General features: G+C 54.4%; 24 protein-coding genes. 19 read left to right on the top strand and 5 right to left on the bottom strand.

The window, feature by feature from the left end:
* Positions 1-37 precede the first annotated feature (37 nt).
* The gene (gene pspF, locus MX657_RS12550) at positions 38-1,015 is read right to left on the bottom strand and encodes a phage shock protein operon transcriptional activator (protein ID WP_080329295.1); all 978 of its coding nucleotides are present in this window, start codon (positions 1,013-1,015) and stop codon (positions 38-40) included.
* Positions 1,016-1,181: 166 nt separating this feature from the next.
* Between pspF and pspA the strand changes: the two genes are divergently transcribed.
* From pspA to MX657_RS12475, 15 genes are all read left to right on the top strand, one after another.
* On the top strand, positions 1,182-1,850 hold the full coding sequence (gene pspA, locus MX657_RS12545) for a phage shock protein PspA (protein ID WP_346805915.1): 669 nt from the start codon (positions 1,182-1,184) through the stop codon (positions 1,848-1,850).
* 53 nt (positions 1,851-1,903) lie between these two features.
* Entirely contained in the window at positions 1,904-2,128 is a 225-nt protein-coding gene (pspB, locus tag MX657_RS12540; protein ID WP_080329293.1) for an envelope stress response membrane protein PspB, read from the top strand.
* Entirely contained in the window at positions 2,128-2,487 is a 360-nt protein-coding gene (gene pspC, locus MX657_RS12535; RefSeq protein WP_061098018.1) for an envelope stress response membrane protein PspC, read from the top strand. The genes pspB and pspC overlap by 1 nt, the downstream gene beginning before the upstream one ends.
* Positions 2,488-2,499: 12 nt before the next feature.
* Complete coding sequence (pspD, locus tag MX657_RS12530; protein WP_080329292.1) at positions 2,500-2,724, top strand: phage shock protein PspD; 225 nt, start codon at positions 2,500-2,502, stop codon at positions 2,722-2,724.
* Between the two features lie 194 nt (positions 2,725-2,918).
* Positions 2,919-4,616 carry a sugar phosphorylase gene (locus MX657_RS12525; protein WP_346805914.1) on the top strand — a complete coding sequence of 566 codons (1,698 nt, stop codon included), beginning with the start codon at positions 2,919-2,921 and terminating at the stop codon, positions 4,614-4,616.
* A 13-nt stretch (positions 4,617-4,629) separates the two neighbouring features.
* Positions 4,630-5,922 carry an ABC transporter substrate-binding protein gene (locus MX657_RS12520; protein WP_346805913.1) on the top strand — a complete coding sequence of 431 codons (1,293 nt, stop codon included), beginning with the start codon at positions 4,630-4,632 and terminating at the stop codon, positions 5,920-5,922.
* Between the two features lie 22 nt (positions 5,923-5,944).
* Positions 5,945-6,826, top strand: a complete 882-nt coding sequence (locus tag MX657_RS12515) for a carbohydrate ABC transporter permease (protein WP_028013373.1) — start codon at positions 5,945-5,947, stop codon at positions 6,824-6,826.
* Positions 6,813-7,655, top strand: coding sequence for a carbohydrate ABC transporter permease (locus tag MX657_RS12510; protein ID WP_346805912.1), 843 nt, complete (start codon positions 6,813-6,815; stop codon positions 7,653-7,655). Before MX657_RS12515 ends, MX657_RS12510 begins: the two co-directional genes overlap by 14 nt.
* 29 nt (positions 7,656-7,684) lie before the next feature.
* Positions 7,685-8,737: a zinc-dependent alcohol dehydrogenase gene (locus MX657_RS12505; RefSeq protein WP_080329288.1), complete on the top strand. Its 1,053-nt coding sequence runs from the start codon at positions 7,685-7,687 to the stop codon at positions 8,735-8,737.
* 17 nt (positions 8,738-8,754) lie between these two features.
* Positions 8,755-9,543 carry a sugar phosphate isomerase/epimerase family protein gene (locus tag MX657_RS12500; RefSeq protein WP_346805911.1) on the top strand — a complete coding sequence of 263 codons (789 nt, stop codon included), beginning with the start codon at positions 8,755-8,757 and terminating at the stop codon, positions 9,541-9,543.
* Between the two features lie 11 nt (positions 9,544-9,554).
* Positions 9,555-10,613, top strand: coding sequence for a Gfo/Idh/MocA family protein (locus MX657_RS12495; RefSeq protein ID WP_119915808.1), 1,059 nt, complete (start codon positions 9,555-9,557; stop codon positions 10,611-10,613).
* A complete protein-coding gene (locus MX657_RS12490) occupies positions 10,607-12,886 on the top strand; it encodes a glycoside hydrolase family 65 protein (protein ID WP_346805910.1) in 2,280 nt (759 codons plus the stop codon). The genes MX657_RS12495 and MX657_RS12490 overlap by 7 nt, the downstream gene beginning before the upstream one ends.
* Positions 12,876-13,541 carry a beta-phosphoglucomutase gene (gene pgmB, locus MX657_RS12485; protein WP_252001717.1) on the top strand — a complete coding sequence of 222 codons (666 nt, stop codon included), beginning with the start codon at positions 12,876-12,878 and terminating at the stop codon, positions 13,539-13,541. Before MX657_RS12490 ends, pgmB begins: the two co-directional genes overlap by 11 nt.
* Before the next feature lie 13 nt (positions 13,542-13,554).
* A complete protein-coding gene (locus MX657_RS12480) occupies positions 13,555-14,637 on the top strand; it encodes an ABC transporter ATP-binding protein (RefSeq protein WP_346805909.1) in 1,083 nt (360 codons plus the stop codon).
* A 66-nt stretch (positions 14,638-14,703) separates the two neighbouring features.
* Positions 14,704-15,618, top strand: a complete 915-nt coding sequence (locus MX657_RS12475; RefSeq protein WP_346805908.1) for an OmpG family monomeric porin — start codon at positions 14,704-14,706, stop codon at positions 15,616-15,618.
* 33 nt (positions 15,619-15,651) lie between these two features.
* Here MX657_RS12475 and MX657_RS12470 read toward each other — a convergent pair whose 3' ends face one another.
* Positions 15,652-16,662, bottom strand: a complete 1,011-nt coding sequence (locus tag MX657_RS12470) for a LacI family DNA-binding transcriptional regulator (RefSeq protein ID WP_080329282.1) — start codon at positions 16,660-16,662, stop codon at positions 15,652-15,654.
* Positions 16,663-16,817: 155 nt separating this feature from the next.
* On the opposite strand from MX657_RS12470, the gene MX657_RS12465 reads away from it, so the two are divergent.
* The 3 genes from MX657_RS12465 (at position 16,818) to tyrR (ending at position 20,918) form a co-directional block, all read left to right on the top strand.
* Entirely contained in the window at positions 16,818-18,215 is a 1,398-nt protein-coding gene (locus MX657_RS12465) for a YcjX family protein (protein ID WP_252001709.1), read from the top strand.
* The gene (locus MX657_RS12460) at positions 18,212-19,264 is read left to right on the top strand and encodes a YcjF family protein (RefSeq protein WP_346805907.1); all 1,053 of its coding nucleotides are present in this window, start codon (positions 18,212-18,214) and stop codon (positions 19,262-19,264) included. Before MX657_RS12465 ends, MX657_RS12460 begins: the two co-directional genes overlap by 4 nt.
* A 112-nt stretch (positions 19,265-19,376) precedes the next feature.
* Positions 19,377-20,918, top strand: a complete 1,542-nt coding sequence (gene tyrR / locus MX657_RS12455; RefSeq protein ID WP_346805906.1) for a transcriptional regulator TyrR — start codon at positions 19,377-19,379, stop codon at positions 20,916-20,918.
* A 33-nt stretch (positions 20,919-20,951) separates the two neighbouring features.
* On the opposite strand, the gene MX657_RS12450 is transcribed toward tyrR, so the two are convergent.
* Entirely contained in the window at positions 20,952-22,160 is a 1,209-nt protein-coding gene (locus MX657_RS12450; protein ID WP_346805905.1) for an aldose 1-epimerase family protein, read from the bottom strand.
* Positions 22,161-22,434: 274 nt separating this feature from the next.
* Entirely contained in the window at positions 22,435-22,941 is a 507-nt protein-coding gene (gene tpx, locus MX657_RS12445) for a thiol peroxidase (protein WP_080329277.1), read from the bottom strand.
* A gap of 108 nt (positions 22,942-23,049) precedes the next feature.
* Between tpx and ycjG the strand changes: the two genes are divergently transcribed.
* Positions 23,050-24,015: an L-Ala-D/L-Glu epimerase gene (gene ycjG / locus MX657_RS12440; RefSeq protein ID WP_346805904.1), complete on the top strand. Its 966-nt coding sequence runs from the start codon at positions 23,050-23,052 to the stop codon at positions 24,013-24,015.
* Here the strand turns inward: ycjG and mpaA are convergent.
* On the bottom strand, positions 24,006-24,719 hold the full coding sequence (gene mpaA, locus MX657_RS12435) for a murein tripeptide amidase MpaA (protein WP_119915764.1): 714 nt from the start codon (positions 24,717-24,719) through the stop codon (positions 24,006-24,008). The genes ycjG and mpaA overlap by 10 nt on opposite strands.
* Positions 24,720-24,756: the final 37 nt, after the last annotated feature.

Raw genomic sequence — 24,756 nt, 5'->3', positions numbered from 1 at the left:
GCTTCGTAAAAATGTCTGCGGGTAAGTGCCGATATTGTCAGCGCATTTGATGCTTTTTAAGCAATGCCCGTAACTGATGGTAGGTCAGGCCCAGGAGTTCAGCTGCCCGTTTCTGGTTATATTTCGCCGCTTTCAGGCTCTGCTCCAGCAACTGTTGCTCCTGCTCGTGCTGGAACTGGCGCAAATCAAGGGGAAGCGCGGGAGTATCGCCTGATGATGACGGGGAGGAAACCGGCGGCAGACTGCGCTGAAAAGGATCGATAATAATATTGTCCAGTTCCGTCTCGCTGCTGCCGTGGCGGTAAACAGAACGCTCCACAACGTTTTTCAGTTCGCGAATATTCCCCGGCCAGTGGTAAGCCAGCAGCGTCTCCTGCGCATGATCGCTGAAGCCAGGGAAGAGCGGCAGACCGAGCTCGCGGCACATCTGAATCGCAAACTGATCGGCGAGCAGCATAATGTCGCTTCTTCGCTCGCGCAGCGGCGGAAGCTGAACGACGTCAAAGGCCAGGCGGTCAAGAAGGTCGGCACGGAATTTTTCTTCTGCCACCATCTCCGGCAGATTGGCGTTGGTGGCGCACACCAGACGTACATTTACCTGTAGAGGCTGGCTGCCGCCGACGCGTTCCAGTTCGCCGTACTCAATCACGCGCAGCAGTTTTTCCTGCACCAGCATCGGCGCGGTGGCGAGTTCATCAAGGAACAGGGTGCCGCCGTCGGCGCGCTCAAAGCGCCCCGGGTGGCGTTTCTGAGCGCCAGTAAACGCGCCCGCTTCGTGGCCGAACAGCTCGGTGTCGAGCAGGTTTTCATTCAGCGCCGCACAGTTCAGCGAAATAAAGGGGCCGTCCCAGCGTCCGGATAAATAATGCAGACGGTTAGCAATCAATTCTTTACCCGTACCGCGCTCGCCGATTATCAGCACCGGTTTGTTGAGCGGAGCGAGGCGAGAGACCTGTTCGAGCACCTCAAGAAAGCTGTTTGCTTCACCGAGTAAATTGTCTTTGTATCCAGCCATGATGAAATTAACCACTCCTTAGCGATATTCACCAGGTTAGCATAGTTCCGTGATGAGTAAAAATCAATCACGCTGAATAAAATCAATAAGATATAAAACTGGCACGGGAATTGTATTATCGATACAGCAGGGCATAGCCCGATAACAGAACTATGAGGATTTGATTATGGGTATTTTTTCTCGTTTTGCCGACATCGTGAACGCCAACATCAACTCACTGCTGGAGAAAGCGGAAGATCCGCAGAAGCTGGTGCGCCTGATGATTCAGGAGATGGAAGACACGCTGGTTGAAGTGCGTTCTACCTCCGCCCGCGCGCTGGCTGAGAAAAAACAGTTAACGCGCCGTATTGAGCAGGCGAGCGGCCAGCTCAATGAATGGCAGGAAAAAGCAGAGCTCGCGCTGCGCAAAGATAAAGAAGATCTGGCCCGCGCGGCGTTGATTGAAAAACAGAAGCTGGCGGACATGATCGCGACGCTCGAACATGAAGTGACGCTGGTAGATGACACGCTTACCCGCATGAAGAAAGAGATTGGTGAGCTTGAGAACAAACTGAGCGAAACCCGCGCACGTCAGCAGGCGCTGACCCTGCGTCACCAGGCGGCAAGCTCCTCCCGCGACGTGCGTCGTCAGCTGGACAGCGGCAAGCTGGATGAGGCGATGGCGCGTTTTGAATCCTTTGAACGTCGTATCGATCAGATGGAAGCGGAAGCAGAGAGCCACAGTATTGGTAAGCAAAAGTCGCTGGATCAGCAGTTTGCCGACCTGAAAGCGGACGATGCCATCAGCGAGCAGCTGGCGGCATTGAAAGCCAAAATGAAGCAAGATAACCAATAATAAAGCTGCGGCACCTGAGCGTGCCGCTAAGCATCCTAAGACAAGGAGTACACATGAGCGCGCTTTTTCTGGCCATTCCCCTGACGATTTTCGTGCTGTTTGTTTTGCCGATTTGGCTATGGCTTCACTACAGCAACCGTTCTTCAGGGAACGATTTATCCCAGAGTGAACAACAACGTCTGGCCCAGCTTACCGAACAGGCAAACAAGATGCGCGACCGCATTCAGGCGCTGGAAGCAATCCTGGATGCAGAACATCCAAACTGGAGGGACCGTTAATGTCGGGACTGAATCTGAACAAAAAATTGTGGCGAATTCCGCAGCAGGGCATGGTGCGTGGTGTCTGTGCCGGGCTGGCCCATTATCTTGACGTTCCGGTAAAACTGGTGCGTGTGGTCACTGTGCTGTCGATATTCTTCGGTCTGGCGTTTATCACCTTCGTCGCCTACATCGTGCTGTCGTTTGTCCTTGACCCAATGCCGGAAGGTGAGCTGGCCGCAGAAAGCGCCCCTACCAGTAACGATCTTCTCAATGCGGTGGACGATCAGCTGGCTGCCGGGGAGAAGCGGTTACGTGAGATGGAGCGTTATGTCACCTCCGATACCTTTACGCTGAGAAGTCGTTTTCGTCAGCTTTAAGAGAGAAAATACATGAAACAAAACTGGCAACAGGCCGGTCAGAAGGTAAAACCCGGCCTGAAAATCGCAGGTAAACTGGTTCTGATGACGGCGTTACGTTACGGCCCGGCAGGTGTGGCGGGTTGGGCGATCAAATCTGTTGCCCGCAAACCGATCAGAATGTTGCTGGCCGTGGCGCTCGAACCTCTGCTGCAGAAAGCGGCGAAACGGCTGTCACGCCGCTATTTATCCCGGTAAATCACGCTCGCGTTAGCCCTTTCTCCTCCTGAGAGGGGCTAACGGCCATTCCCGTTTTTTCGCCTGTTACCTCACTTTTTTTGCGGCAGCTCACATTACTGCACAGAGCTGCTTTGCAATTGCCTTTTTCAGCCTCCCGTTCCGTTGACAGATATTTTACAGGAGAGTAGATTGCCCGTCGTGGGACCGCTACCATGGAAAATAATGTGAACGCAAAAATTAAAAATCTTATCAATCATATTTACGGTGAATCATTTTCTGAAGCACATTTTAAAGTATTATTAACAAAGCTCGAACAAGCCGCCGTTGATATTACAGAAAAACGTAAAACAGGATGGGATGAAAAAGATGTTGTCCTGATCACCTATGCCGATCAGTTCTCCGCGAAAGGGGAGAAAGCCCTGCCGGTATTTACCCGTTTTTATAATGAGTGGCTTGCGCGTACGTTTTCCCATGTCCACCTTTTGCCTTTTTATCCGTGGTCATCTGATGACGGCTTTTCCGTTATTGATTACCACGCTGTTGCGCCCGAAACCGGAACCTGGCGAGATGTGGCTGAATTAAAACAGTCTGCCAGCTTAATGTTTGATTTTGTGTGCAACCATATGTCAGCAAAAAGTGAATGGTTTGCTAATTATCTGGCGCAGAAACCGGGCTACGAAGATTTCTTTATTTCAGTCGATCCTGAAACTGATTTATCGGCAGTAACGCGTCCTCGCGCATTACCACTGCTGACGCCTTTTACACTGCATGACGGCAGCGTACGTCATCTGTGGACCACCTTCAGTGATGATCAGATCGATCTCAACTTCGCCTCACCTCAGGTGCTGATTGCGATGGTTGACGTCCTGCTTCATTACCTTGCGGAAGGGGCGCGTTATATCCGTCTGGATGCCGTCGGGTTTATGTGGAAAATCCCAGGAACAAGCTGCATCCATCTGGAACAGACGCATTGCCTTATTCAGCTTTTCCGCGCGATTACTGAACTCGTGGCGCCGGGAACGGTGATCATTACCGAGACGAATGTCCCGCACAAAGACAATATCTCCTACTTCGGTGACGGTGAAAACGAAGCCCAGATGGTCTATCAGTTCTCCTTACCGCCGCTGGTGCTGCATGCTGTTCACCGTCAGGATGTCAACGCCCTCTGCCAGTGGGCAGGGTCGCTGGCGCTGCCTTCGACAAAAACGACCTGGTTCAACTTCCTGGCCTCTCACGACGGTATCGGTCTGAACCCGCTACGCGGCATTCTTCCGGAATCAGAAATCCTTTCACTGGTCGAAAAACTTCAGCAGGAAGGTGCGCTGGTCAACTGGAAAAATAACCCTGACGGAACGCGCAGCCCTTACGAAATTAACGTGACCTATCTGGACGCGTTAAGTTCGCAAAACAGTTCGGATGATGAACGCATTGCGCGATTTATTCTGGCGCATGCCGTACTGTTAAGTTTCCCTGGTGTTCCAGCTATTTATATTCAAAGCATTCTTGGTTCCCGTAACGATTACGAAGGCGTCGAGCGTCTTGGATATAACCGCGCAATAAACCGGAAGAAATACACTGCCGGTCAGGTTGACCAGGAACTCAATACTACGAATAGTATTCGCCATAAAATTTATTCTCGCTTAAGCGAGCTTGTTGCGGTCCGTCGCGGGGAAAGTGCATTCCATCCTGATAGTCAGGCATTATTTGAATCCCTGGATGAACAAATTCTTAAAATTATTCGCGTGGCGGAAAATGGCGAGAGAATTACAGCGCTGTTTAATTTTAGTAATAACGTTCATACCGTTAATGAAGAAACGCTAAACGGTACGGAATTGCTATCAGGACAAGCTGTTAGCGGTAAGGAACTGACCCTCAATCCATGGCAGGTTATGTGGATTAAAGAAAACTAAAAAGGACCCTGAAATGAAAATGCCCAAAATTGTGCTGTTATCAGCACTGGTTTCGTGCGCCCTGTTATCAGGCTGTAAGGATGACAAACCTTCTGCTGTCACCATCGAGTTTATGCACTCATCGGTAGAGCAGGAGCGTCAGGCAGTTATTACGAAACTGATCGAAAAATTCGAGAAAGAGAACCCTGGCATCACCGTGAAGCAGGTGCCGGTAGAAGAGGATGCCTACAACACCAAAGTGATTACGCTCGCCAGGACGGGCGCGCTGCCTGAGGTGATTGAAATCAGCCATGACTACGCGAAAGTCATGGATAAAGAGCAACTGCTGGATCGCAACGCTATCGGCGAGGTCATTAAAGCGGTAGGCGAAAATACCTTCTATGACGGGATCCTGCGCGTGGTGCGCACAGAAGACGGCACCGCCTGGACGGGAGTACCAATGAGTGCCTGGCTGTCCGGCGTCTGGTATCACAAAGATGTGCTTGCCGCTGCGGGCATTGAGGAACCGCATAACTGGGAACAACTGCTTAACGCCAGTCAGAAACTGAGCGACCCGGCCAATAAACATTACGGTATTGCGCTACCTACCGCAGAAAGCGTGATGACCGAGCAGGCATTCTCCCAGTTTGCGCTGTCCGGCGGCGCGAACGTTTTTGACGCCAACGGGAACGTTGAAATTGATACCCCTGAAATGGCGAAAGCGCTGACGCTCTATAAAGCGCTGGCCGCGACCACCATGCCGGGCTCGAACGACGTCATGGAGATCAAAGATGCCTTCATGAACGGTTCTGCACCGATGGCCGTCTATTCCACCTACATCCTGCCAGCGGTATTCCAGGACGGGAACCCAGCCAACCTTGGCTTTGTCGTTCCGACAGAAAAAACCTCTGCCGTTTACGGCATGGTTACCTCCCTGACGATCACCACCGGTCAAACTGACGATGAAACTCAGGCGGCTGAAAAGTTTGTCACCTGGATGGAGCAAGCACAAAACGCAACCGACTGGGTCATGATGTCGCCAGGCGCGGCGCTGCCGGTGAACAAGCTGGTGGTGGGTACGGATACCTGGAAAAACAACGACGTGATTAAAGCGTTTGGCCAGCTGCCTTACGAGCTGATCGCCCAGTTCCCGAACGTGCAGGTATTTGGTGCGGTAGGGGATAAAAACTTCACGCGCATGGGCGATGTAACAGGGTCCGGCATTATCAGCTCCATGGTGCATAACGTCACGGTGGGTAAACAAGATCTCAGCGCCACGCTTAGCAATAGCCAGAAGCGACTGACTGACCTGATTTCACAACGATAGGAGCGCTCTGCGGAAGGAAATTATGAAGACGTTGTTTTCTGGTCGTTCAGATATGCCTTTCGCCATGCTGCTGTTGGCCCCCAGCCTGATTTTGCTGGGGGGCCTGGTGGCCTGGCCAATGATTTCCAATATTGAAATCAGTTTCTTACGTCTGCCGCTTAACCCGCGTATTGATGCGGTGTTCGTCGGCCTTGATAACTACATCCGCATTCTTGGGGATGCTGCGTTCTGGCACTCGCTGTGGATGACGTTCTGGTATACGGCGCTGGTCGTGCTCGGCAGTACCGGGCTGGGGCTTGCCGTCGCCATCTTCTTTAACCGTGAGTTCCGTCTGCGGAAAACGGCGCGTTCGCTGGTGATTTTATCCTATGTAACGCCGTCTATTTCCCTGGTGTTTGCCTGGAAATACATGTTCAACAACGGCTACGGGATTGTGAACTATCTGGGCGTCGATCTGCTGCATCTTTATGACCAGGCACCGCTGTGGTTCGACAACCCTGGCAGCAGTTTTGTGCTGGTGGTGCTGTTCGCCATCTGGCGCTACTTCCCGTACGCGTTTATCTCATTCCTGGCGATTTTGCAGACCATTGATAAATCGTTGTACGAAGCGGCAGAGATGGACGGAGCCAACGCCTGGCAGCGTTTTCGTATCGTCACGTTGCCCGCCATCATGCCGGTGCTGGCAACGGTGGTGACGCTGCGAACCATCTGGATGTTTTACATGTTTGCGGATGTCTACCTGCTGACCACCAAGGTCGATATTTTGGGCGTCTATCTCTACAAAACCGCGTTTGCTTTCAACGATTTGGGCAAAGCGGCGGCAATCTCTGTGGTGCTGTTCGTGATCATCTTTGCTGTGATCCTGCTGACCAGAAAAAGGGTAAACCTCAATGGCAACAAATAAACGCATGCTGGGCCGTATTGGTTTTTATCTCGGGCTGGCGGTATTTCTGATTATCACGCTGTTCCCGTTCTTCGTGATGCTGATGACGTCGTTCAAAAGCGCGAAAGAGGCGATATCGCTGAACCCGACGATTCTGCCGCAGGCATGGACGCTTCAGCATTACGTCGACATCTTTAACCCGCTGATCTTCCCGTTTGTGGACTACTTCCGCAACAGCATGGTGGTGTCGCTGACGTCGTCGGTCATTGCGGTGTTTCTCGGTACGCTGGGCGCTTATGCGTTGTCCAAACTGCGTTTTAAAGGACGCACGACGATCAACGCGAGCTTCTATACCGTCTATATGTTCTCCGGGATTTTGCTGGTGGTACCGCTGTTCAAAATCATCACCGCGCTCGGCATTTATGACACCGAAATGGCGCTGATCATCACCATGGTGACCCAGACGCTGCCGACGGCGGTATTCATGCTGCGCAGCTATTTCGACACCATTCCGGACGAAATAGAAGAGGCGGCGATGATGGATGGTCTGAACCGTCTGCAAATCATCTTCCGTATTACCGTGCCGCTGGCGATTTCCGGTCTCGTGTCGGTGTTTGTTTACTGCTTCATGGTGGCGTGGAACGACTACCTGTTTGCCTCCATTTTCTTGTCCAGTGCCATCAACTTTACCTTGCCGGTCGGGCTGAACACGCTCTTTAGCACGCCAGATTATATCTGGGGTCGCATGATGGCGGCATCACTGGTGACGGCACTTCCGGTGGTCATCATGTACGCACTCTCTGAACGTTTTATTAAAAGTGGTTTGACCGCCGGTGGCGTCAAGGGCTAAGGCGGTCAATTTTTTATCAGGAGCAAGTTATGAAGAAGTTAGTTGCGACAGCGCCACGCGTAGCGGCGCTGGTGGAATATGAAGATCGTGCTGTTGAAGCACATGAAGTGAAAATTCGCGCCCGCTTTGGCGCACCGAAGCACGGCACCGAAGTCGTGGATTTCCGCGCGGCAAGCCCGTTTATTGATGAAGAGTTCAACGCGGAGTGGCAGATGTTCACCCCGCGTGAAGAGGGCGCAGCGCGCGGTATCGAATTCGGTAAATTCCAGCTGGGCAACATGATCGTTGGCGACATTGTTGAATGTGGCGCAGACGTGACGGAATACCAGGTCGGCGACAGCGTCTGCTGCTACGGTCCGCTGCAGGAGACGGTGATCGTTAACGCGGTTAATAACTATAAGCTGCGCAAAATGCCGCAGGGCGCGTCCTGGAAAAACGCCGTTTGCTACGATCCGGCGCAATTCGCCATGAGCGGCGTGCGTGATGCCAACGTTCGCGTAGGGGATTTCGTTGTGGTTGTGGGTCTGGGCGCGATTGGTCAGATTGCCATCCAGCTGGCGAAAAAAGCCGGGGCGTCAGTCGTAATCGGCGTCGATCCTATTGAACACCGCTGCGAGATCGCGCGCCGTCACGGTGCCGATCACTGCCTGAACCCAATCGGTACCGACGTTGGCCTGGAAATTAAGAAGCTGACCGGCAAACAGGGCGCGGACGTGATCATCGAAACCAGCGGTTTTGCCGATGCGCTGCAGTCTGCGCTGCGCGGGCTGGCCTACGGCGGAACCATCTCCTACGTGGCTTTTGCCAAACCGTTTGCGGCGGGCTTCAACCTTGGCCGCGAAGCGCATTTCAACAACGCGAAGATTGTCTTCTCCCGCGCCTGCAGCGAACCCAACCCGGACTACCCGCGCTGGAGCCGCAAGCGTATCGAAGAGACCTGCTGGGAATTGCTGATGAACGGTTATCTGAACTGTGAAGATCTGATCGACCCGGTCGTGACCTTCGCCACCAGCCCGGAAAGCTATATGACGTATGTCGATCAGCACCCGGAACTCAGTATCAAAATGGGCGTCACTTTTTAAGCTAAGGACAGCAAATCATGAAGATCGCAACACAAAACCAGGCCTTTTTCCCGACCAACATCATGGAAAAATTCGAGTACATCAAAGCGATGGGCTTTGATGGCTACGAAATTGATGGCCGCCTGCTGGTGGAAAACCTCGATGAAGTAAAAGCCGCTATCAAGGCCACTGGCCTGCCGGTAACAACCGCGTGCGGCGGATACGATGGCTGGATCGGTGATTTCATCGAAGAGCGCCGTCTAAACGGGTTACAGCAGATCGAACGCATTCTGGAAGCGCTGGCCGAAGTGGGCGGAAAGGGCATTATCGTGCCTGCCGCATGGGGAATGTTTACTTTCCGTCTGCCGCCAATGACCTCTCCACGCAGCCTGGACGGTGACCGCAAAGCCGTAAGCGCCTCCCTGCGCTGGCTGAATGACGTGGCCGCGCGCACCGGCACCACCGTCTACCTGGAGCCGCTGAACCGCTATCAGGATCATATGATCAACACCCTGGCTGACGCGCGTCGTTATATCGAAGAGAACGGCCTGAAGCACGTGCAGATCATCGGTGATTTCTATCATATGAACATCGAAGAAGACTCGCTGACGGATGCGCTGCATCAGAACCGCGATCTGCTGGGCCATGTGCACATCGCGGATAACCACCGCTACCAGCCGGGCAGCGGCAGCCTTGATTTTGCCAGCCTGTTCGATCAGCTGCGTGCCGATAGCTATCAGGGTTATGTCGTGTATGAGTGCCGCGTTCGCGCCGAGGATCCGGCTCAGGCTTATCAGGACTCCCTCACTTATTTGCGTGAATGCTAAGGATGACGAGCGTGATGAGTGCTTCTACACCTTCGCCTCTGCGCGTCGCCATTATTGGCGCCGGGCAGGTTGCGGACAAAGTGCATGCCTCGTATTACGCCACGCGCAGTGATGTTCAAATGGTGGCTGTCATGGACAGCCGCCTTGAGCAGGCACAGGCGTTCGCGGAACGTTATGCTATTCCATCGGCATGGCAGGACGCTCACGAGATGTTGCAGGCAGTAAAACCGGATGTGGTGAGCGTCTGTTCGCCTAACCGGTTCCATTTTGAACATGTGATGGCGGCGCTCGAGGCGGGATGCCATGTGATGTGCGAAAAGCCCCCGGCGATGACGCCGCAGCAGGCTGATGAGATGCGCATTGCGGCGCGCAAGGCTGGAAAAGTCCTGGCGTATGATTTTCACCACCGCTTTGCCCTGGACACCCAGCTCCTGCGCGATGCGGTAATGAACGGAACGCTCGGAGAAATTTACTTCACGTCTGCGCAGGCGCTGCGTCGCTGTGGTGTGCCGGGGTGGGGCGTTTTTACCAACAAATCGCTACAGGGCGGTGGACCGCTGATTGATATCGGCATCCATATGCTAGACGCCGCAATGTATGTCCTGGGTTTCCCTGCGGTAAAACGGGTGACCGCGCACAGCTTCCAGAAGCTGGGAAACCGTAAAAGCACCGGTCAGTTTGGCGAGTGGGATCCCACGCAGTTTACCGTGGAAGATGCCCTGTTTGGCACGATTGAATTCTGCAACGGCGGCATTTTGCGTCTTGACACTTCCTTTGCGCTCAACATCCGCGAGCAGTCGATCATGAACGTCTCTTTCTGCGGAGAAAAAGCGGGTGCAACGCTGTTCCCGGCGCACATCTATAACGACGAAGCCGGTGTTTTAGAAACCCTGACCCAGCGTGAAGAGGCTGACGATCAGCGTCATCTGCGCAGTATGGATGCCTTCGTGCGTCACGTGCTGGGAGAGCCCGTGATGATCGCTGATGCGGAACAGGGACTGGTTATTCAGCAGCTTGTTGGCGCGCTTTATGAATCCGCAGAAACAGGGGAAAGCGTGACACTATGCTGAACGTCTCTGTATTAACCGATCCGGGCTTTTGTCCACACAGCCTGAATAAATACGCCTCCATCATGGCATGCGGCAATGGCTACATGGGTATTCGCGCCGCGCATGAAGAAGAGTACACCCAGCAGACCAGAGGCATGTATCTCGCGGGGCTGTATCATCGCGCGGGACGCAACGAAACCACAGAGCTGGTCAATCTGCCGGATGTCACCGGGATGGATGTTGAGCTGGACGGCGTCAATTTCACGCTCCTGTCAGGCGACATTCTTGAGTGGCAGCGCGAGCTGGCTTTTGCCAACGGCGAACTGCACCGTAACGTTGTCTGGCGTTCACCGGACGGAAAACGCTACCGGCTGGAGAGTCGTCGTTTCGTTTCGCTGGACCAGTTGCCCTTAGTGGCTATGCAGCTCTCGATCACGCCCCTTGATGGCGCCACGCAGGCGGTGCTGAAAACCGGCATCGACGCAACACAAACGAACAGCGGCAGACAGCATCTGGATGAGATCTCGGTCAGGGTCTTTGACCAGCACTACATGCAGGGCGTGTATGAAACCCAGGACCGGGCATCTGAGGTTGTTGTTTCGGCGTTTTGTCAGCTCTCAGCGAAGAGCGACAGCTGTTTCACCGCCAAAAATCGCCGTCTCAGCGTTCACCATTCTCTGGCGATCGCTCAGGGTGACACTGTCACGCTTGAGAAAATCGTCTGGCTGACGCATCGCAGTGATAAAGCGCTGTCACAGGAGTCTTTCGCGCGCAACGCGCTGGCCGATCTCAAAGTCTCTGCCGCAAGAGGCTACGACGCGCTGCTTGAGAGCTCAGCGTATGCCTGGAACGCGGTCTGGCGTGACGCCCGGGTGGAGGTGGCTTCAGCAGAGCATCAGGATCAAATGGCGCTGGATTACGCCGTCTGGCATCTGACCGCAATGACGCCAGCCCATGACGAGCGCAGCAGTATCGCTGCGAAGGGGCTGACGGGAGAGGGGTATAAAGGCCACGTATTCTGGGATACCGAAATTTTCCTGCTGCCTTTCCATCTGTTCACCCGCCCGCAGATTGCCCGCAGCCTGCTGCGCTATCGCTGGCTTAATCTCTCAGGCGCACGGGAAAAAGCCCGTCGGAACGGCTGGCCTGGCGCGTTGTTCCCGTGGGAAAGTGCCGCAAGCGGAGAGGAAGAGACGCCAGAATTCGCGGCGATTAACATCCGTACCGGGGTACGCCAGAAGGTGGCCTCCGCGCTCGCTGAACACCACATCGTGGCAGATATTGCCTGGGCCGTCGTCACTTACTGGCAGGCGACACGCGACGATGCTTTTATGCGTAACGAAGGCCTGACGCTGCTGATGGAAACCGCCGCGTTCTGGATGGGACGCGCAACGGAAGTCAACGGTCGTCTGGAAATCCATGACGTGATCGGGCCGGACGAATACACCGAGCATGTAAACAACAACGCCTATACCAACTATCTGGCCTGGCACAACGTTGCCTGCGCGACCCAATTTATGGCGATGTTTGGACGTGAGGATGCGCGTTTTAAAGAGAATGCCGCACGGTTCCTGGCGCGCCTGTGGCTGCCAGAGGCCGACGCGGACGGTGTGATCCCGCAGGATGATACCTTTATGGCAAAACCTGCTATCGATCTGAGCCGCTATAAAGCCAAAGCGGGTAAGCAAACCATACTGCTCGATTACTCCCGCGCGGAAGTGAACGAAATGCAGATCCTTAAGCAGGCCGATGTGGTGATGCTGAACTACCTGCTGCCGGAACGGTTTACGCCGCAGCAATGCGCTGCCAATCTGGCGTTCTATGAACCGCGTACCATCCATGACTCGTCGCTGAGCAAAGCCATTCACGGGATTGTGCTCGCGCGTTGCGGCGACACCGAAGGGGCTTATGCCTTCTGGCGTGACGGCATCGGCATTGATTTGGGCGACGATCCGCACAGCAGCGATGAGGGTATCCACGCTGCGGCCACCGGCGCGATCTGGTCTGGTGCCATTCAGGGATTTGCTGGCCTGCAAATTATTGAAGGGGAATTGCATCTTGCGCCGAAGCTGCCTGCGCACTGGCAGAAGCTCGCCTTCCCGTTGCGGTGGCGGAACGTAACCATGCACTTCACCTGTGAAAACGAGGTGTTAACCATCGAATCCTCCGCACCTGTCACGCTGACGCTGTGGGGTCAAACGCTAACTATCACGGGGCGGAAGGTCTGCGCTTATAAGGACTTTCTTGCACCTGTTAATGGGACCGCTACCACGGAGGGGCGCCATGACGCTTAACGCTGTTGTATTCGATCTGGACGGTGTGATCACCGATACCGCACATCTTCATTTTCTGGCGTGGCGCGCCGTGGCGGAAGAAATTGGCATCACCTTCGATGAAGTCTTTAACGAACAGCTGAAGGGAATAAGCCGCATGGATTCTCTCCTGCGCATTCTGAAGCATGGCGGAAAAGAGGGGATGTTTAGCGAGGCGGAGTGCCTCGCGCTTGCGACGAAAAAAAACGCGCTTTATGTCCAGTCGCTGGCATCACTGACGCAGGATTCGCTGCTTCCAGGGATCCGCGACGTGCTGGCGGAGATCCGCGCCGCGAAGGTCAAAATTGGGCTGGCCTCCGTCTCGCTCAATGCTCCGGGGATCCTGCACGCGCTGGGGATCCATCAGGCGTTCGATTTTTGCGCCGATGCTTCCCGCATTCGCCGCTCCAAGCCAGACCCGGAGATCTTCCTCGCCGCCTGTGCAGGGCTGAACGTGCGTCCTGGAGAGGCCATCGGTATTGAAGATGCCGCCGCGGGCGTTGATGCAATCAACGCCGCGGGGATGCTGTCAGTAGGGATTGGGCCTGGCCTTAACCATGCGGGATTACAACTTCATTCAACGCGGGAACTGACCTGGACATGCCTGACAGCGTTCTGGGCGTCCCGGGCGTATTGATAAGGAATAAATTATGGCTCAACTGTCTCTGAAACATATTCAGAAAATCTATGATAACCAGGTCCACGTGGTTAAGGATTTCAACCTCGAAATTGAAGACAAAGAATTTATTGTCTTCGTCGGTCCATCGGGCTGTGGTAAATCCACGACGCTGCGAATGATTGCCGGTCTTGAGGAGATCAGCGCGGGTGAACTGATTATCGACGGCGTTTGCATGAATGACGTGCCTGCCAAATCGCGCGATATCGCAATGGTATTCCAGAACTATGCGCTTTATCCGCATATGACGGTTTACGACAACATGGCGTTTGGCCTGAAAATGCAAAAAATAGCGCCTGCGGTGATTGAAGAGCGCGTTAACTGGGCGGCGCAGATTTTGGGATTACGCGAATACCTGCAGCGTAAGCCTGGCGCGTTGTCCGGCGGCCAGCGCCAGCGCGTGGCGCTCGGCAGGGCGATCGTGCGTGAAGCGGGCGTCTTCCTGATGGATGAGCCGTTATCCAACCTCGATGCCAAGCTTCGCGTTCAGATGCGCGCTGAAATCAGCAAGCTGCACCAGAAGCTTAATACCACCATGATTTATGTCACGCACGACCAGACGGAAGCCATGACGATGGCGACCCGCATCGTGATCCTGAAAGACGGCATTATTCAGCAGGTGGGGGCACCGAAGCAGGTGTACAACGAGCCTGCAAATATGTTTGTCGCAGGTTTCATCGGCTCACCAGCGATGAACTTTATTCGTGGTGCCATCGACGACCGCTATTTCGTGACGGAAACGCTGCGTCTGGAAATCCCTGAGGACAAGCTCGCCGTATTGAATGCGCAGGGTTACCAGCGCAAAGCGGTCGTCTTCGGCATCCGCCCTGAAGACATTGTCACCCTGCAGAGCAGCGCTGAGGAGATTACGGCAAAAGTCAGCGTCGCTGAGCTGACCGGAGCCGAATTTATGCTCTATGCCGCCGTGGGTGGGCATGAACTGGTTGTCCGCGCGGGCGCGGCAAATGACTACGCAGCCGGAGATAATATCGGCATTCAGTTCGATATGAATAAGTGCCATTTCTTCGACGCTGATTCCGAAGCGGCTATTAGATAAGAAAGGTGTTTGCCGGAAATGCAAATTTCCGGTTTTTTTGTTTGTTAATTATAAAGGGAATATTTAATGAGTACTCTACTAAGAAGTGCTGCGCTCGTTCTGTGCGCAGGGGTTAGCTGCGCGCAAGCAACAGAAACCGCAAAGCAGTGGGCGTTTAATATTGGTGCCATGTACGAAATTGAAAACGTCGAGGGTCAGGGCGACGATAAAGATGGATTATATGAACCTTCCGTGTGGTTTAATGCGACGTGGGATGCATGGACGATCTCTCTGGCGATGTATCAGGAGGGGCCAGTTGATTACAGCAGCATGACGCGTGGCACCTATTTTGATCGCCCGGAATTTGAATTACGCTATCGCTTTATCGGCACCGATGATTTTACGTTCGGTCTGACCGGTGGCTTCCGTAATTATGGTTATCACTTTAAAGATGAGCACGGCGCTAAAGACGGCAGTGCCAATATGCAGCGCTACAAAGTTCAGCCTGACTGGGATATTAAATTAACCGACGACTGGCGCTTTGGCGGCTGGTTTGCCATGTATCAGTTTGCCAACGATCTGGAAAAAACCGGCTATTCTGACAGCCGCGTTGAGACCGAAACCGGTTTTACCTGGACCATCAACGAAACCGTCTCTGCGAAAGTGAATTACTATTTAGAGCGCGGTTTCAATATGGACAGCTCACGTAATAACGGCGAGTTTTCTACCCAGGAAATTCGCGCCTATCTGCCAATTTCATTGGGCCAGACGACGTTAACGCCTTATACCCGTCTGGGACTCGATCGCTGGTCAAACTGGGACTGGCAGGACGATCCTGAACGTGAAGGACATGATTTCAACCGTCTGGGTATGCTGTACGCCTATAATTTTAACAACGGTTTATCCATGACGCTGGAATATGCCTATGAATGGGAAAACCACGATGAAGGTGAGAGCGATCGCTTCCACTATGCGGGTGTTGGCGTGAATTACGCGTTCTGAACATGATTTACCAGGGGCGTTTGCCCCTGGTTTTTAGCGTAATGCAGCCGCATCCGAAAAATGCGTTTCAACCAATACCTTATGCGGCGCAGGGTTACCCGCAATACGCTTAAACAACACGTTGCAGCTCTCTTCACCCAGCTTTCTCGTCGGGATATCAAACCCGCCTGGCGCAGGGGTTAAAACGAGAGACAGCATCGGATCGCTGTATCCTGCCATGGCAACCTGTTCGGGAACCTTCAGATTTAACTCATCCGCTGCTCGATAAAGGCCCAACAATTTCATGCTGTCAGTGGCAAAAACGGCATCGGGCGGGTTATCAGACGAAAGTAATTTGCAGGCCGCCTGGAGCGCGCTTTCATGGGTATATCCGCCATCAATAACCCATTCCGGATTAATGGCGATGCCCTGTTTTTCAAGGCTGGATTTATAGCCCGCAAGGCGATCGATAGAAACGTGATAATCGAGCGGGGCATGCAGGCAGGCAATTTTAGTGCGTCCATGTTTAATAAACGACTCTGTCAATATGGCGCTATCCTGGAAATTGTCCGTATCGACGGAATATATATTCTGATATTCACCTTCCACTTTCCCGATAACGACCACGGGCACGCCGTATTCATCCAGCGTAGTGAAAAAAGATTCGTTTGCCGGGGAACTCAGCATGATGATCCCTTTGATCATCTTCTGCTTTATTTTACTTACACATTTCAGCAGATCGTCTTCACTGCTTTTTGAAGTTTGCAAAATAACGTCAAACCCTTCTTCTTCCGCTTTTGCCGTAATGGCATGAAGGACATCGGAGAAAAAAGGGTTACCAGCAGTGGTTTTGGTCGAACGGGTCGAAATAACCATAATGGCGTCGAAGCCAGAAGAGGTCAGGGCGCGAGCCAGTTTGTTGGGCTGATAATTTAATTCGTCTATTGCCTTCAGCACTTTGTCACGCGCTTCAGGAGAAATATTCGTTTGTTTATTCAGAACGCGGGAAACGGTTGATTTCGATACGCCCGCAACCCGTGCGATATCATAGATGGTGGGTGACATACACCTTACTCACTCCGGACTGACTGCAATGCCGTTCATCTTACTGGAGAGAAAACGGCAATAGCAATAAATAAGAATTGATAATCAACGATCTGCCCCCATTTATTGTATTCTGAAGCCATGCATTCCAGGCTTCCGGGCAACGAAGGATGGCGATGAAGCGACTTAAGAACGAACTCAATTCACTGGTGAACCGCGGCGTTGACCGACATCTGCGTCTGGCGGTAACTGGGCTGAGCCGAAGCGGCAAGACGGCGTTCATTACCGCGATGGTAAACCAGCTGCTGAATCTGCATGCCGGCGCGCGGCTGCCGTTGCTCAGCGCGGTACGGGAAGAGCGTCTGCTGGGCGTTAAGCGCGTACCTCAGCGTGATTTTGGCATTCCCCGTTTTACCTACGACGAAGGACTGGCGCAGCTTTACGGCGATCCGCCCGCGTGGCCGACGCCGACGCGTGGCGTCAGTGAAATTCGCCTTGCGCTGCGTTTTCGCTCAAATGAATCCCTGATGCGCCACTTTAAGGATACCTCCACCCTGTACCTGGAAATTGTCGATTACCCCGGCGAATGGCTGCTCGACCTGCCGATGTTGGCGCAGGATTACCTCAGTTGGTCCCGACAGATGACGGGCTTGTTGCAGGGGCCGCGCGCCGAGTGGTCAGCCAAATGGCGACAGCTGTGCGAAGGGCTGGATCCGCTGGCGCCTGCGGATGAAAACCGTCTGGCTGCCATTGCTGAAGCCTGGACGGACTATCTGCATCAGTGTAAGCAGGAAGGCCTGCACTTCATCCAGCCGGGCCGTTTTGTCCTGCCGGGTGATTTAGCGGGCGCGCCCGCGCTGCAGTTCTTCCCGTGGCCGGATGTGGACGGCGCAGGCGAGTCGAAGCTGGCGCAGGCCGACAAGCACACGAATGCTGGCATGCTGCGCGAGCGTTACAATTACTACTGCGAAAAGGTGGTCAAAGGCTTTTATAAAAACCACTTTTTGCGTTTCGACCGCCAGATTGTGCTGGTGGATTGCCTGCAGCCGCTTAACAGCGGGCCGCAGGCATTTAATGATATGCGCCTCGCGCTGACGCAGCTGATGCAGAGTTTCCATTACGGACAGCGAACGCTGTTTCGCCGTCTGTTTTCGCCGGTGATCGACAAGCTGCTGTTTGCAGCCACAAAAGCCGATCACGTTACGGTCGATCAGCACGCCAACATGGTTTCTCTGCTGCAGCAGCTGGTACAGGATGCCTGGCAAAACGCCGCGTTTGAAGGCATCAGTATGGATTGCCTTGGGCTCGCCTCGGTGCAGGCGACGCAAAGCGGGCTGATTGACCTTAACGGCGAGAAAATACCGGCATTACGCGGGAACCGGCTCAGCGACGGCGAACCGCTTACCGTGTATCCGGGCGAAGTGCCCGCGCGGCTGCCGGGGCAGGCCTTCTGGCAGAATCAGGGCTTCCAGTTTGAAGCCTTCCGCCCGCAGGCCATGAGCGTCGACAGGCCATTACCGCACATCCGTCTGGATGCGGCGCTGGAGTTTTTGATAGGAGATAAATTGCGATGACGGAACCATTAAAACCGCGCATCGACTTTACCGGTACGCTGGAGCAAGAGCATCATGATGCGTTTAAAACGGCGCAGACGTTCAGCGGCGCGCAGGCAGAAAATTTTGCCCCGGCGCTGCCGGACGATCCCGCCGTTGAGGACGGTCCGGCGGAGGCGGTCGTGGAGGCCGCCCTGCGCCCAAAACGCAGCCTGTGGGGCAGGATGGTCACCGCTGGTCTGGCGCTGTTTGGCGTAAGCGTGGTTGGGCAGGGCGTGCAGTGGACGATGAATGCCTGGCAAACCCAGGACTGGGTGGCGCTGGGCGGATGTGCCGCCGGGGCGCTGATCGTGGGGGCGGGCGTCGGGTCGGTTGCCACCGAGTGGCGCCGCCTGTGGCGTTTGCGGCAGCGCGCGCATGAACGTGATGAAGCACGGGATCTGCTCCACAGCCATGGCACAGGAAAAGGCCGCGCCTTCTGTGAAAAGCTGGCCAGCCAGGCGGGAATCGATCAGTCGCACCCGGCGCTTCAGCGCTGGTATGCCGCTATCCATGAAACCCAGAATGACCGGGAGGTGGTCACGCTCTATTCCCATATGGTTCAGCCGGTGCTGGATGCCCAGGCGCGGCGCGAGATTAGCCGTTCAGCAGCGGAATCTACGCTGATGATTGCCGTCAGCCCGCTGGCGCTGGTGGATATGGCCTTTATCGCCTGGCGTAACCTGCGGCTGATCAACCGTATCGCGAACCTCTACGGCATTGAGCTGGGTTACTACAGCCGGATCAGACTGTTCAAACTGGTCCTGCTCAATATTGCGTTTGCCGGTGCGAGTGAGCTGGTGCGCGAAGTGGGGATGGACTGGATGTCGCAGGATCTGGCGGCGCGTCTCTCCGCCCGCGCGGCGCAGGGTATCGGCGCGGGATTATTGACGGCGCGTTTGGGTATCAAAGCGATGGAAGTGTGCCGTCCGCTCCCCTGGATTGATGGCGATAAGCCGAGGCTGGGCGATTTCAGGCGTGAACTGATCGGCCAGCTCAAAGAGACGCTCAATAAAAAACCGGCTCCGTGAGGTTTTGTTCACTAATCGTGCTGGCTGTCAATATTTGTTGACAGCCATCTTCCGGTTCACCGTGATCTGACATATCATTTTAACGTTATTGGCTTAAAACGGTGAATTTCCCATGCGTCTTGAAGTCTTCTGTGAAGACCGTCTCGGTCTGACCCGCGAGTTACTCGATCTTCTTGTTTTACGTAGCATTGATTTACGTGGCATTGAGATCGATCCTGTCGGGCGAATTTACCTCAATTTTGCCGAAATTGAATTTAAAACCTTCAGCAGCCTGATGGCGGAAATCCGCCGTATCGCTGGCGTTACGGATGTACGCACCATTCCCTGGATGCCATCCGAGCGTGAGCATCTGGCCCTGAGCGCACTGCTGGAAGCGATGCCTGAGCCATTCCTCTCCCTTGATCTGAAAAGCAAAGTTGAGCGCGTCAACCACGCGAGCTGTCAGCTTTTCGCGCAGAGTCAGGAGAAGCTCAGCAACCACCACGCCGCGCAGCTGATCCCGGGTTTTAATTTCCAGCGCTGGCTGGACAGCAACCCACAGAACACGCACAGCGAGCATGTGGTGATAAACGGACAAAATTTCCTGATGGAGATCACCCCGGTCTATCTGAAAGGGGAAGGAAATACCCGTGTACTGACAGGTTCGGTGATCATGCTGCGCTCGACGTTACGTATGGGGCGCCAGCTGCAAAACCTCTCCAGCCAGGACGTTGGCGCATTCAGCCAGATTATTGCCGTCAGCCCGAAAATGCGCCACGTGGTTGACCAGGCGCGCAAGCTCGCCAGCCTGACCGCACCGCTGCTGATAACCGGCGATACCGGCACCGGGAAAGATTTGCTGGCCCACGCTGTGCATCTGGCAAGCCCGCGTGCGGCAAAACCGTATCTGGCGCTTAACTGCGCCTCTATTCCGGAAGATGCCGTCGAAAGCGAGCTGTTTGGGCACGCGCCGGAGGGTAAAAAAGGGTTCTTCGAGCAGGCCAACGGCGGCTCCGTACTGCTGGACGAGATCGGCGAAATGTCGCCGCGTATGCAGGCCAAACTGCTGCGTTTCCTGAACGACGGCACCTTCCGCCGCGTCGGTGAAGATCACGAAGTGCATGTGGACGTGCGCGTCATTTGCGCCACCCAGAAAAACCTGGTGGAGCTGGTGCAAAAGGGGATTTTCCGCGAAGATCTCTACTACCGTCTCAACGTCCTGACGCTGAATATTCCACCGCTGCGCGACTGCCCGCAGGATATCATGCCGTTAACAGAGCTGTTTGTGGCCCGCTTTGCCGACGAGCAGGGCGTTCCACGTCCTAAGCTCTCAGCGGATCTCGGTACGGTTCTGATGCGCTACGGCTGGCCGGGCAACATTCGTCAGCTTAAAAACGCCGTTTATCGTGCGCTGACGCAGCTGGAAGGCTATGAACTGCGTCCGCAGGACATTCTGTTGCCGGATTACGACGCGGGAACGGTATCGGTCGGCGAAGAGGCGATGGAAGGCTCGCTGGATGAGATCACCAGCCGCTTCGAACGTTCAGTGCTGACGCAGCTTTATCGCAACTATCCAAGTACGCGCAAACTGGCAAAACGCCTTGGCGTCTCGCATACGGCGATTGCGAACAAGCTGCGTGAATATGGTCTGAATCAGAAGAAGGGTGATGAATAACAAAAAGCCTCTGTAAAGAGGCTTTTTTCACGCTTATTCCTTTGCCAGCGGCGTGGTAACAATCTCGGTTTTGGCCTCTCCCTGAATGGCCGCAATCCTGCTTTCCACCTCTTTTACCTGCTGCGGACTGTGAAGCAGGGTATAGGTCAGATCAAACTGAGCGCTGGCACCGGGCTGAAGCTGTTTAACGCGCTTTTGCTCACGTTCAATCGTGACGGGGTAGGCATAGCTAGTGCCTGGCTCAATCCCCGTCACATACCCCTGTTTTGGTGTATCGGTGTTTTTCCACAAGGTCAGCACGGACAGCTGGCGGGTATCAAACTGAATTGACGCGCCTTTATCACCGGCTTTATTCACCACCGCCGCGAGAGTTTCGTGGTTGGTGTCCGCGAGCGGTTTGATGTTAAAGACCATCTCATCAAAGCCTTTTGTCGGCCCCGCATAGGTTTGCCAGTCGTTAACGCCTGCTTTGGCGTAGTCGTTAAACGGGCTTACGCTTGCCGCCGGGGCAAGGAAGCGCGCGCCTTCTTCGAGGATTGGCGTGCCAAAGTTGCTGTGATAGATGATTTGGTAATCATGAGGGTAATCGGCATGGTTTGTCAGAACGTCATGCAGGCTGAACTGGTTGGTTCCTGGAACGTAACGCAGTTCGGTCATGGTTTGCAGATCCGCTTTTTTGAACGTGCTCTCTTTGATGAGTCCGCGAATACGAATTTCATGCGGGGCGGCATCTGCAACGTCCACCTCTACCTGGGATGCCGGCGTATTCCCCGCCTTGCCGTGCAGGGTATACATCTGGCCGTCAGTAGTAACCGGGTGCCCCGTCCATTCGTAGCCACAGCGGACCATCATCTCGTTGAAGCCTTCCAGCCAGCCGAGTCCGTTTCGACTTTCAAGATTGATATATGCCGGGTTGACGACCTCTTTAACAGGCGAATTCCACCCCAGCCTGGTGCCAAAACCTTCCACTTGCAGAAGGTTCATCCCGCGCGACGGGCTTAAGGTGATTGTCAGGCCGTTTTTACTGCTAATGACGATAACTTTACTGCCTTCCTGCTTTCCGCCTTGCAGCACTTTTTGCTCAATGCTGAACGTCCTGTCGTTAATTTTCAGCTCATCGCTGGAAATCTTCCAGTTTCCTTTTTCCACACAGCTTTCAGCGCTGGTCAGCACCCAGGTTTTTGCCGAGGCATGACCAGAAACCAGTACCGCAAGGAGCGTTAAAGCCAGTTTTGTTTTCATATTTATCCCTTTTTGCTGAAACGATTATTTTCTTTCGTAAGCAAATCTAATGTTTTGGCGAAAAAGAAATGTGATATGTCTCACTGTGGGCGAAGATACGAAGTTTTAACGAATTTGTTGCGAATTAGATCGCTAATTTTCTGAATTTATAAATGTATCTTGCATAAAAACTGTGAGAAATACCCATTAGTGCTTTAACGATTCAGCAAGAAGGTAATAAAAAACCCCGCCATGGCGAGGTTTTGAAAAAGCGGTATACAATGCTAAGTAATGATTATGCTTTCAGCGTTTCCAGCGCGGCGGTGTAATCCGGCTCAGTAGTGATTTCATTAACCAGTTCGCTGAATACAACGGTGTCGTTTTCATCAAGAACCAGTACCGCGCGTGCTGCCAGGCCTTTCAGAGGGCCTTCGGCGATGCTGACGCCGTAGTTTTCGAGGAAATCCGGGCTGCGCAGGGTGGAGAGGGTGATAACGTTGCTCAGGCCTTCAGCGCCGCAGAAGCGAGACTGGGCGAACGGCAGGTCAGCAGAAATGCACAGCACAACGGTGTTGTCCATTTCAGTTGCCAGCTGGTTGAACTTACGCACGGATGCGGCGCAAACGCCGGTATCAATGCTTGGGAAAATGTTCAGCACTTTGCGTTTACCCGCAAACTGAGCCAGTGTGACGTCAGACAGATCTTTAGCCACCAGAGTAAAAGCCTGCGCTTTGCTGCCAGCCTGCGGGATGGAACCTGCAACAGCAACCGGGTTGCCCTGGAAATGAACGAGTTGTGACATAGATATCTTCCTGTTTACATATAGTTAACGTCGGGGCTAGTGTATGTCATCAGCAGATAACACGGCAAACCAAATTTTTTCGCCTTACCGGGCCGCAAGGAGTCAGTGATGAGAAGCGTTAAGGTCTATGAAGAAGCCTGGCCATTGCATACCCCGTTTGTGATCTCCCGCGGCAGCCGAAGTGAAGCCAGCGTGGTGGTGGTTGAAATTGAAGAGGACGGTTTTAAAGGTGTTGGGGAATGCACGCCTTACCCGCGCTATGGGGAAAGCATTGCGTCGGTGATGGCGCATATCATGACCCTGGTGCCAGACCTGCAAACAGGGCTCACGCGTGAGGCATTGCAGCAGCGGTTACCCGCCGGGGCGGCGCGTAACGCCATCGACTGCGCGCTCTGGAGCCTGGAGGCCGCTAAACAGCAGCAATCGCTGACGTCGCTGTTAGGTGTGGCGCTGCCGGAGGCGATCGTTACGGCGCAAACGGTGGTGATTGGCGAGCCGGACCAAATGGCAGCCAGTGCGAAAGCGCTCTATGACGCCGGGGCCCGGCTTCTGAAGGTAAAACTCGACGATCGTCTGATCAGCGAGCGGATGGTCGCCATTCGCTCGGCGGTTCCCGCAGCCACGCTGATTGTTGATGCCAACGAGTCATGGCATCCCGAAGGGCTGGCCGCGCGCTGTCAGCTGCTGGCTGACCTGGGCGTGGCCATGCTGGAACAGCCTTTGCCCGCGAAGGATGACGCGGCGCTGAAGAATTTTATCCATCCGTTGCCCATCTGTGCGGATGAAAGCTGCCACACTCGCGAGAGTTTAAGCGAGCTTCAGGGCAGCTATGAGATGGTCAATATTAAGCTCGACAAGACCGGGGGCCTGACGGAAGCGCTGGCCCTGGCAACGCAGGCACGGGCGCAGGGTTTTTCACTGATGCTGGGCTGTATGCTCTGTACGTCCCGGGCGATCGGCGCGGCGTTGCCGCTGGTGAATCAGGTCAGTTTCGCCGATCTGGATGGTCCGACATGGCTGGCGGTTGACGTGTCGCCAGCACTCAGTTTTACCAGCGGCGTGCTTCATCTCTGAGGCTGCCAGCGCAAAAGCTCAACCATGGCTTTTAAGTATTTTTCGCTGGCCTCGTCGGAGGAGATCGGCGGGAATTCAGCGGTAATGCAGGGCAGGCTCAAATCGGCGCACCAGCTTCCGAACGATCCCGGCGTTTCATAGCCCACGCTGGTGACGAGGGGCAGGGCGAACGCGTCTGCCAGCCATGCCCCTAGCTCAGAGTGGCGCGGATCTTCAATGCAGGCCAGCGGATCGTGGAAGGATACCACCCATGCCGGGTGGATCTTATGGATAAGCTGGCACAACGCCTGCGTTTCCGGCTCTGAGCCCGGTTTGTCTCCCGTCAACAGCACCACATCACGCTCCTCGGCGGAGCTGTTCCAGCGGTACACCGTTTCCCCGGCGCGCCAGTTTGCTGCCGGGAAATTACGGTTTAAGTCAACGCCTCTCGCATTGGCGCGAAGCCCAAGCTGACAGCCGTCCGGGTTAACCGCCAGAATCACGTGATGACGTCGCAATGAAGGCGTCAGCGTCCGCAGCGCGCAGGAAAGCGTCACGATGGAGGAGTTCTCATCCCCGTGCGTGCCGGCAAGAATCAAGCCGCTTTCGCGGTCTGCGTCGGGGGCGGGAAACCAGATCAGCGATGCGCCTAAAAATGAACGGCCATATTGCTCAGCGCCCGGCGGAAAGGCGCCGCGTTCCGCTCTCGGTCGGGTGGTTGCCATACGAAATCCTGATAAAGAAGTCACTACTGGCAGTGTT

The sequence above is a fragment of the Enterobacter chuandaensis genome (assembly GCF_039718975.1).
Taxonomy (GTDB): domain Bacteria; phylum Pseudomonadota; class Gammaproteobacteria; order Enterobacterales; family Enterobacteriaceae; genus Enterobacter; species Enterobacter chuandaensis.
The sequence above is the reverse complement of the archived record's forward strand: the minus strand, read 5'-3'. Positions and strand labels throughout refer to the sequence as shown.

What these genes read in the sequence shown, in the direction of transcription:
- pspF (WP_080329295.1), bottom strand. Translation starts at nt 1,015, where the DNA reads ATGGCTGGATACAAAGACAATTTACTCGGTGAAGCAAACAGCTTTCTT.
- pspA (WP_346805915.1), top strand. Translation starts at nt 1,182, where the DNA reads ATGGGTATTTTTTCTCGTTTTGCCGACATCGTGAACGCCAACATCAAC.
- pspB (WP_080329293.1), top strand. Translation starts at nt 1,904, where the DNA reads ATGAGCGCGCTTTTTCTGGCCATTCCCCTGACGATTTTCGTGCTGTTT.
- pspC (WP_061098018.1), top strand. Translation starts at nt 2,128, where the DNA reads ATGTCGGGACTGAATCTGAACAAAAAATTGTGGCGAATTCCGCAGCAG.
- pspD (WP_080329292.1), top strand. Translation starts at nt 2,500, where the DNA reads ATGAAACAAAACTGGCAACAGGCCGGTCAGAAGGTAAAACCCGGCCTG.
- MX657_RS12525 (WP_346805914.1), top strand. Translation starts at nt 2,919, where the DNA reads ATGGAAAATAATGTGAACGCAAAAATTAAAAATCTTATCAATCATATT.
- MX657_RS12520 (WP_346805913.1), top strand. Translation starts at nt 4,630, where the DNA reads ATGAAAATGCCCAAAATTGTGCTGTTATCAGCACTGGTTTCGTGCGCC.
- MX657_RS12515 (WP_028013373.1), top strand. Translation starts at nt 5,945, where the DNA reads ATGAAGACGTTGTTTTCTGGTCGTTCAGATATGCCTTTCGCCATGCTG.
- MX657_RS12510 (WP_346805912.1), top strand. Translation starts at nt 6,813, where the DNA reads ATGGCAACAAATAAACGCATGCTGGGCCGTATTGGTTTTTATCTCGGG.
- MX657_RS12505 (WP_080329288.1), top strand. Translation starts at nt 7,685, where the DNA reads ATGAAGAAGTTAGTTGCGACAGCGCCACGCGTAGCGGCGCTGGTGGAA.
- MX657_RS12500 (WP_346805911.1), top strand. Translation starts at nt 8,755, where the DNA reads ATGAAGATCGCAACACAAAACCAGGCCTTTTTCCCGACCAACATCATG.
- MX657_RS12490 (WP_346805910.1), top strand. Translation starts at nt 10,607, where the DNA reads ATGCTGAACGTCTCTGTATTAACCGATCCGGGCTTTTGTCCACACAGC.
- pgmB (WP_252001717.1), top strand. Translation starts at nt 12,876, where the DNA reads ATGACGCTTAACGCTGTTGTATTCGATCTGGACGGTGTGATCACCGAT.
- MX657_RS12480 (WP_346805909.1), top strand. Translation starts at nt 13,555, where the DNA reads ATGGCTCAACTGTCTCTGAAACATATTCAGAAAATCTATGATAACCAG.
- MX657_RS12475 (WP_346805908.1), top strand. Translation starts at nt 14,704, where the DNA reads ATGAGTACTCTACTAAGAAGTGCTGCGCTCGTTCTGTGCGCAGGGGTT.
- MX657_RS12470 (WP_080329282.1), bottom strand. Translation starts at nt 16,662, where the DNA reads ATGTCACCCACCATCTATGATATCGCACGGGTTGCGGGCGTATCGAAA.
- MX657_RS12465 (WP_252001709.1), top strand. Translation starts at nt 16,818, where the DNA reads ATGAAGCGACTTAAGAACGAACTCAATTCACTGGTGAACCGCGGCGTT.
- MX657_RS12460 (WP_346805907.1), top strand. Translation starts at nt 18,212, where the DNA reads ATGACGGAACCATTAAAACCGCGCATCGACTTTACCGGTACGCTGGAG.
- tyrR (WP_346805906.1), top strand. Translation starts at nt 19,377, where the DNA reads ATGCGTCTTGAAGTCTTCTGTGAAGACCGTCTCGGTCTGACCCGCGAG.
- MX657_RS12450 (WP_346805905.1), bottom strand. Translation starts at nt 22,160, where the DNA reads ATGAAAACAAAACTGGCTTTAACGCTCCTTGCGGTACTGGTTTCTGGT.
- tpx (WP_080329277.1), bottom strand. Translation starts at nt 22,941, where the DNA reads ATGTCACAACTCGTTCATTTCCAGGGCAACCCGGTTGCTGTTGCAGGT.
- ycjG (WP_346805904.1), top strand. Translation starts at nt 23,050, where the DNA reads ATGAGAAGCGTTAAGGTCTATGAAGAAGCCTGGCCATTGCATACCCCG.
- mpaA (WP_119915764.1), bottom strand. Translation starts at nt 24,719, where the DNA reads ATGGCAACCACCCGACCGAGAGCGGAACGCGGCGCCTTTCCGCCGGGC.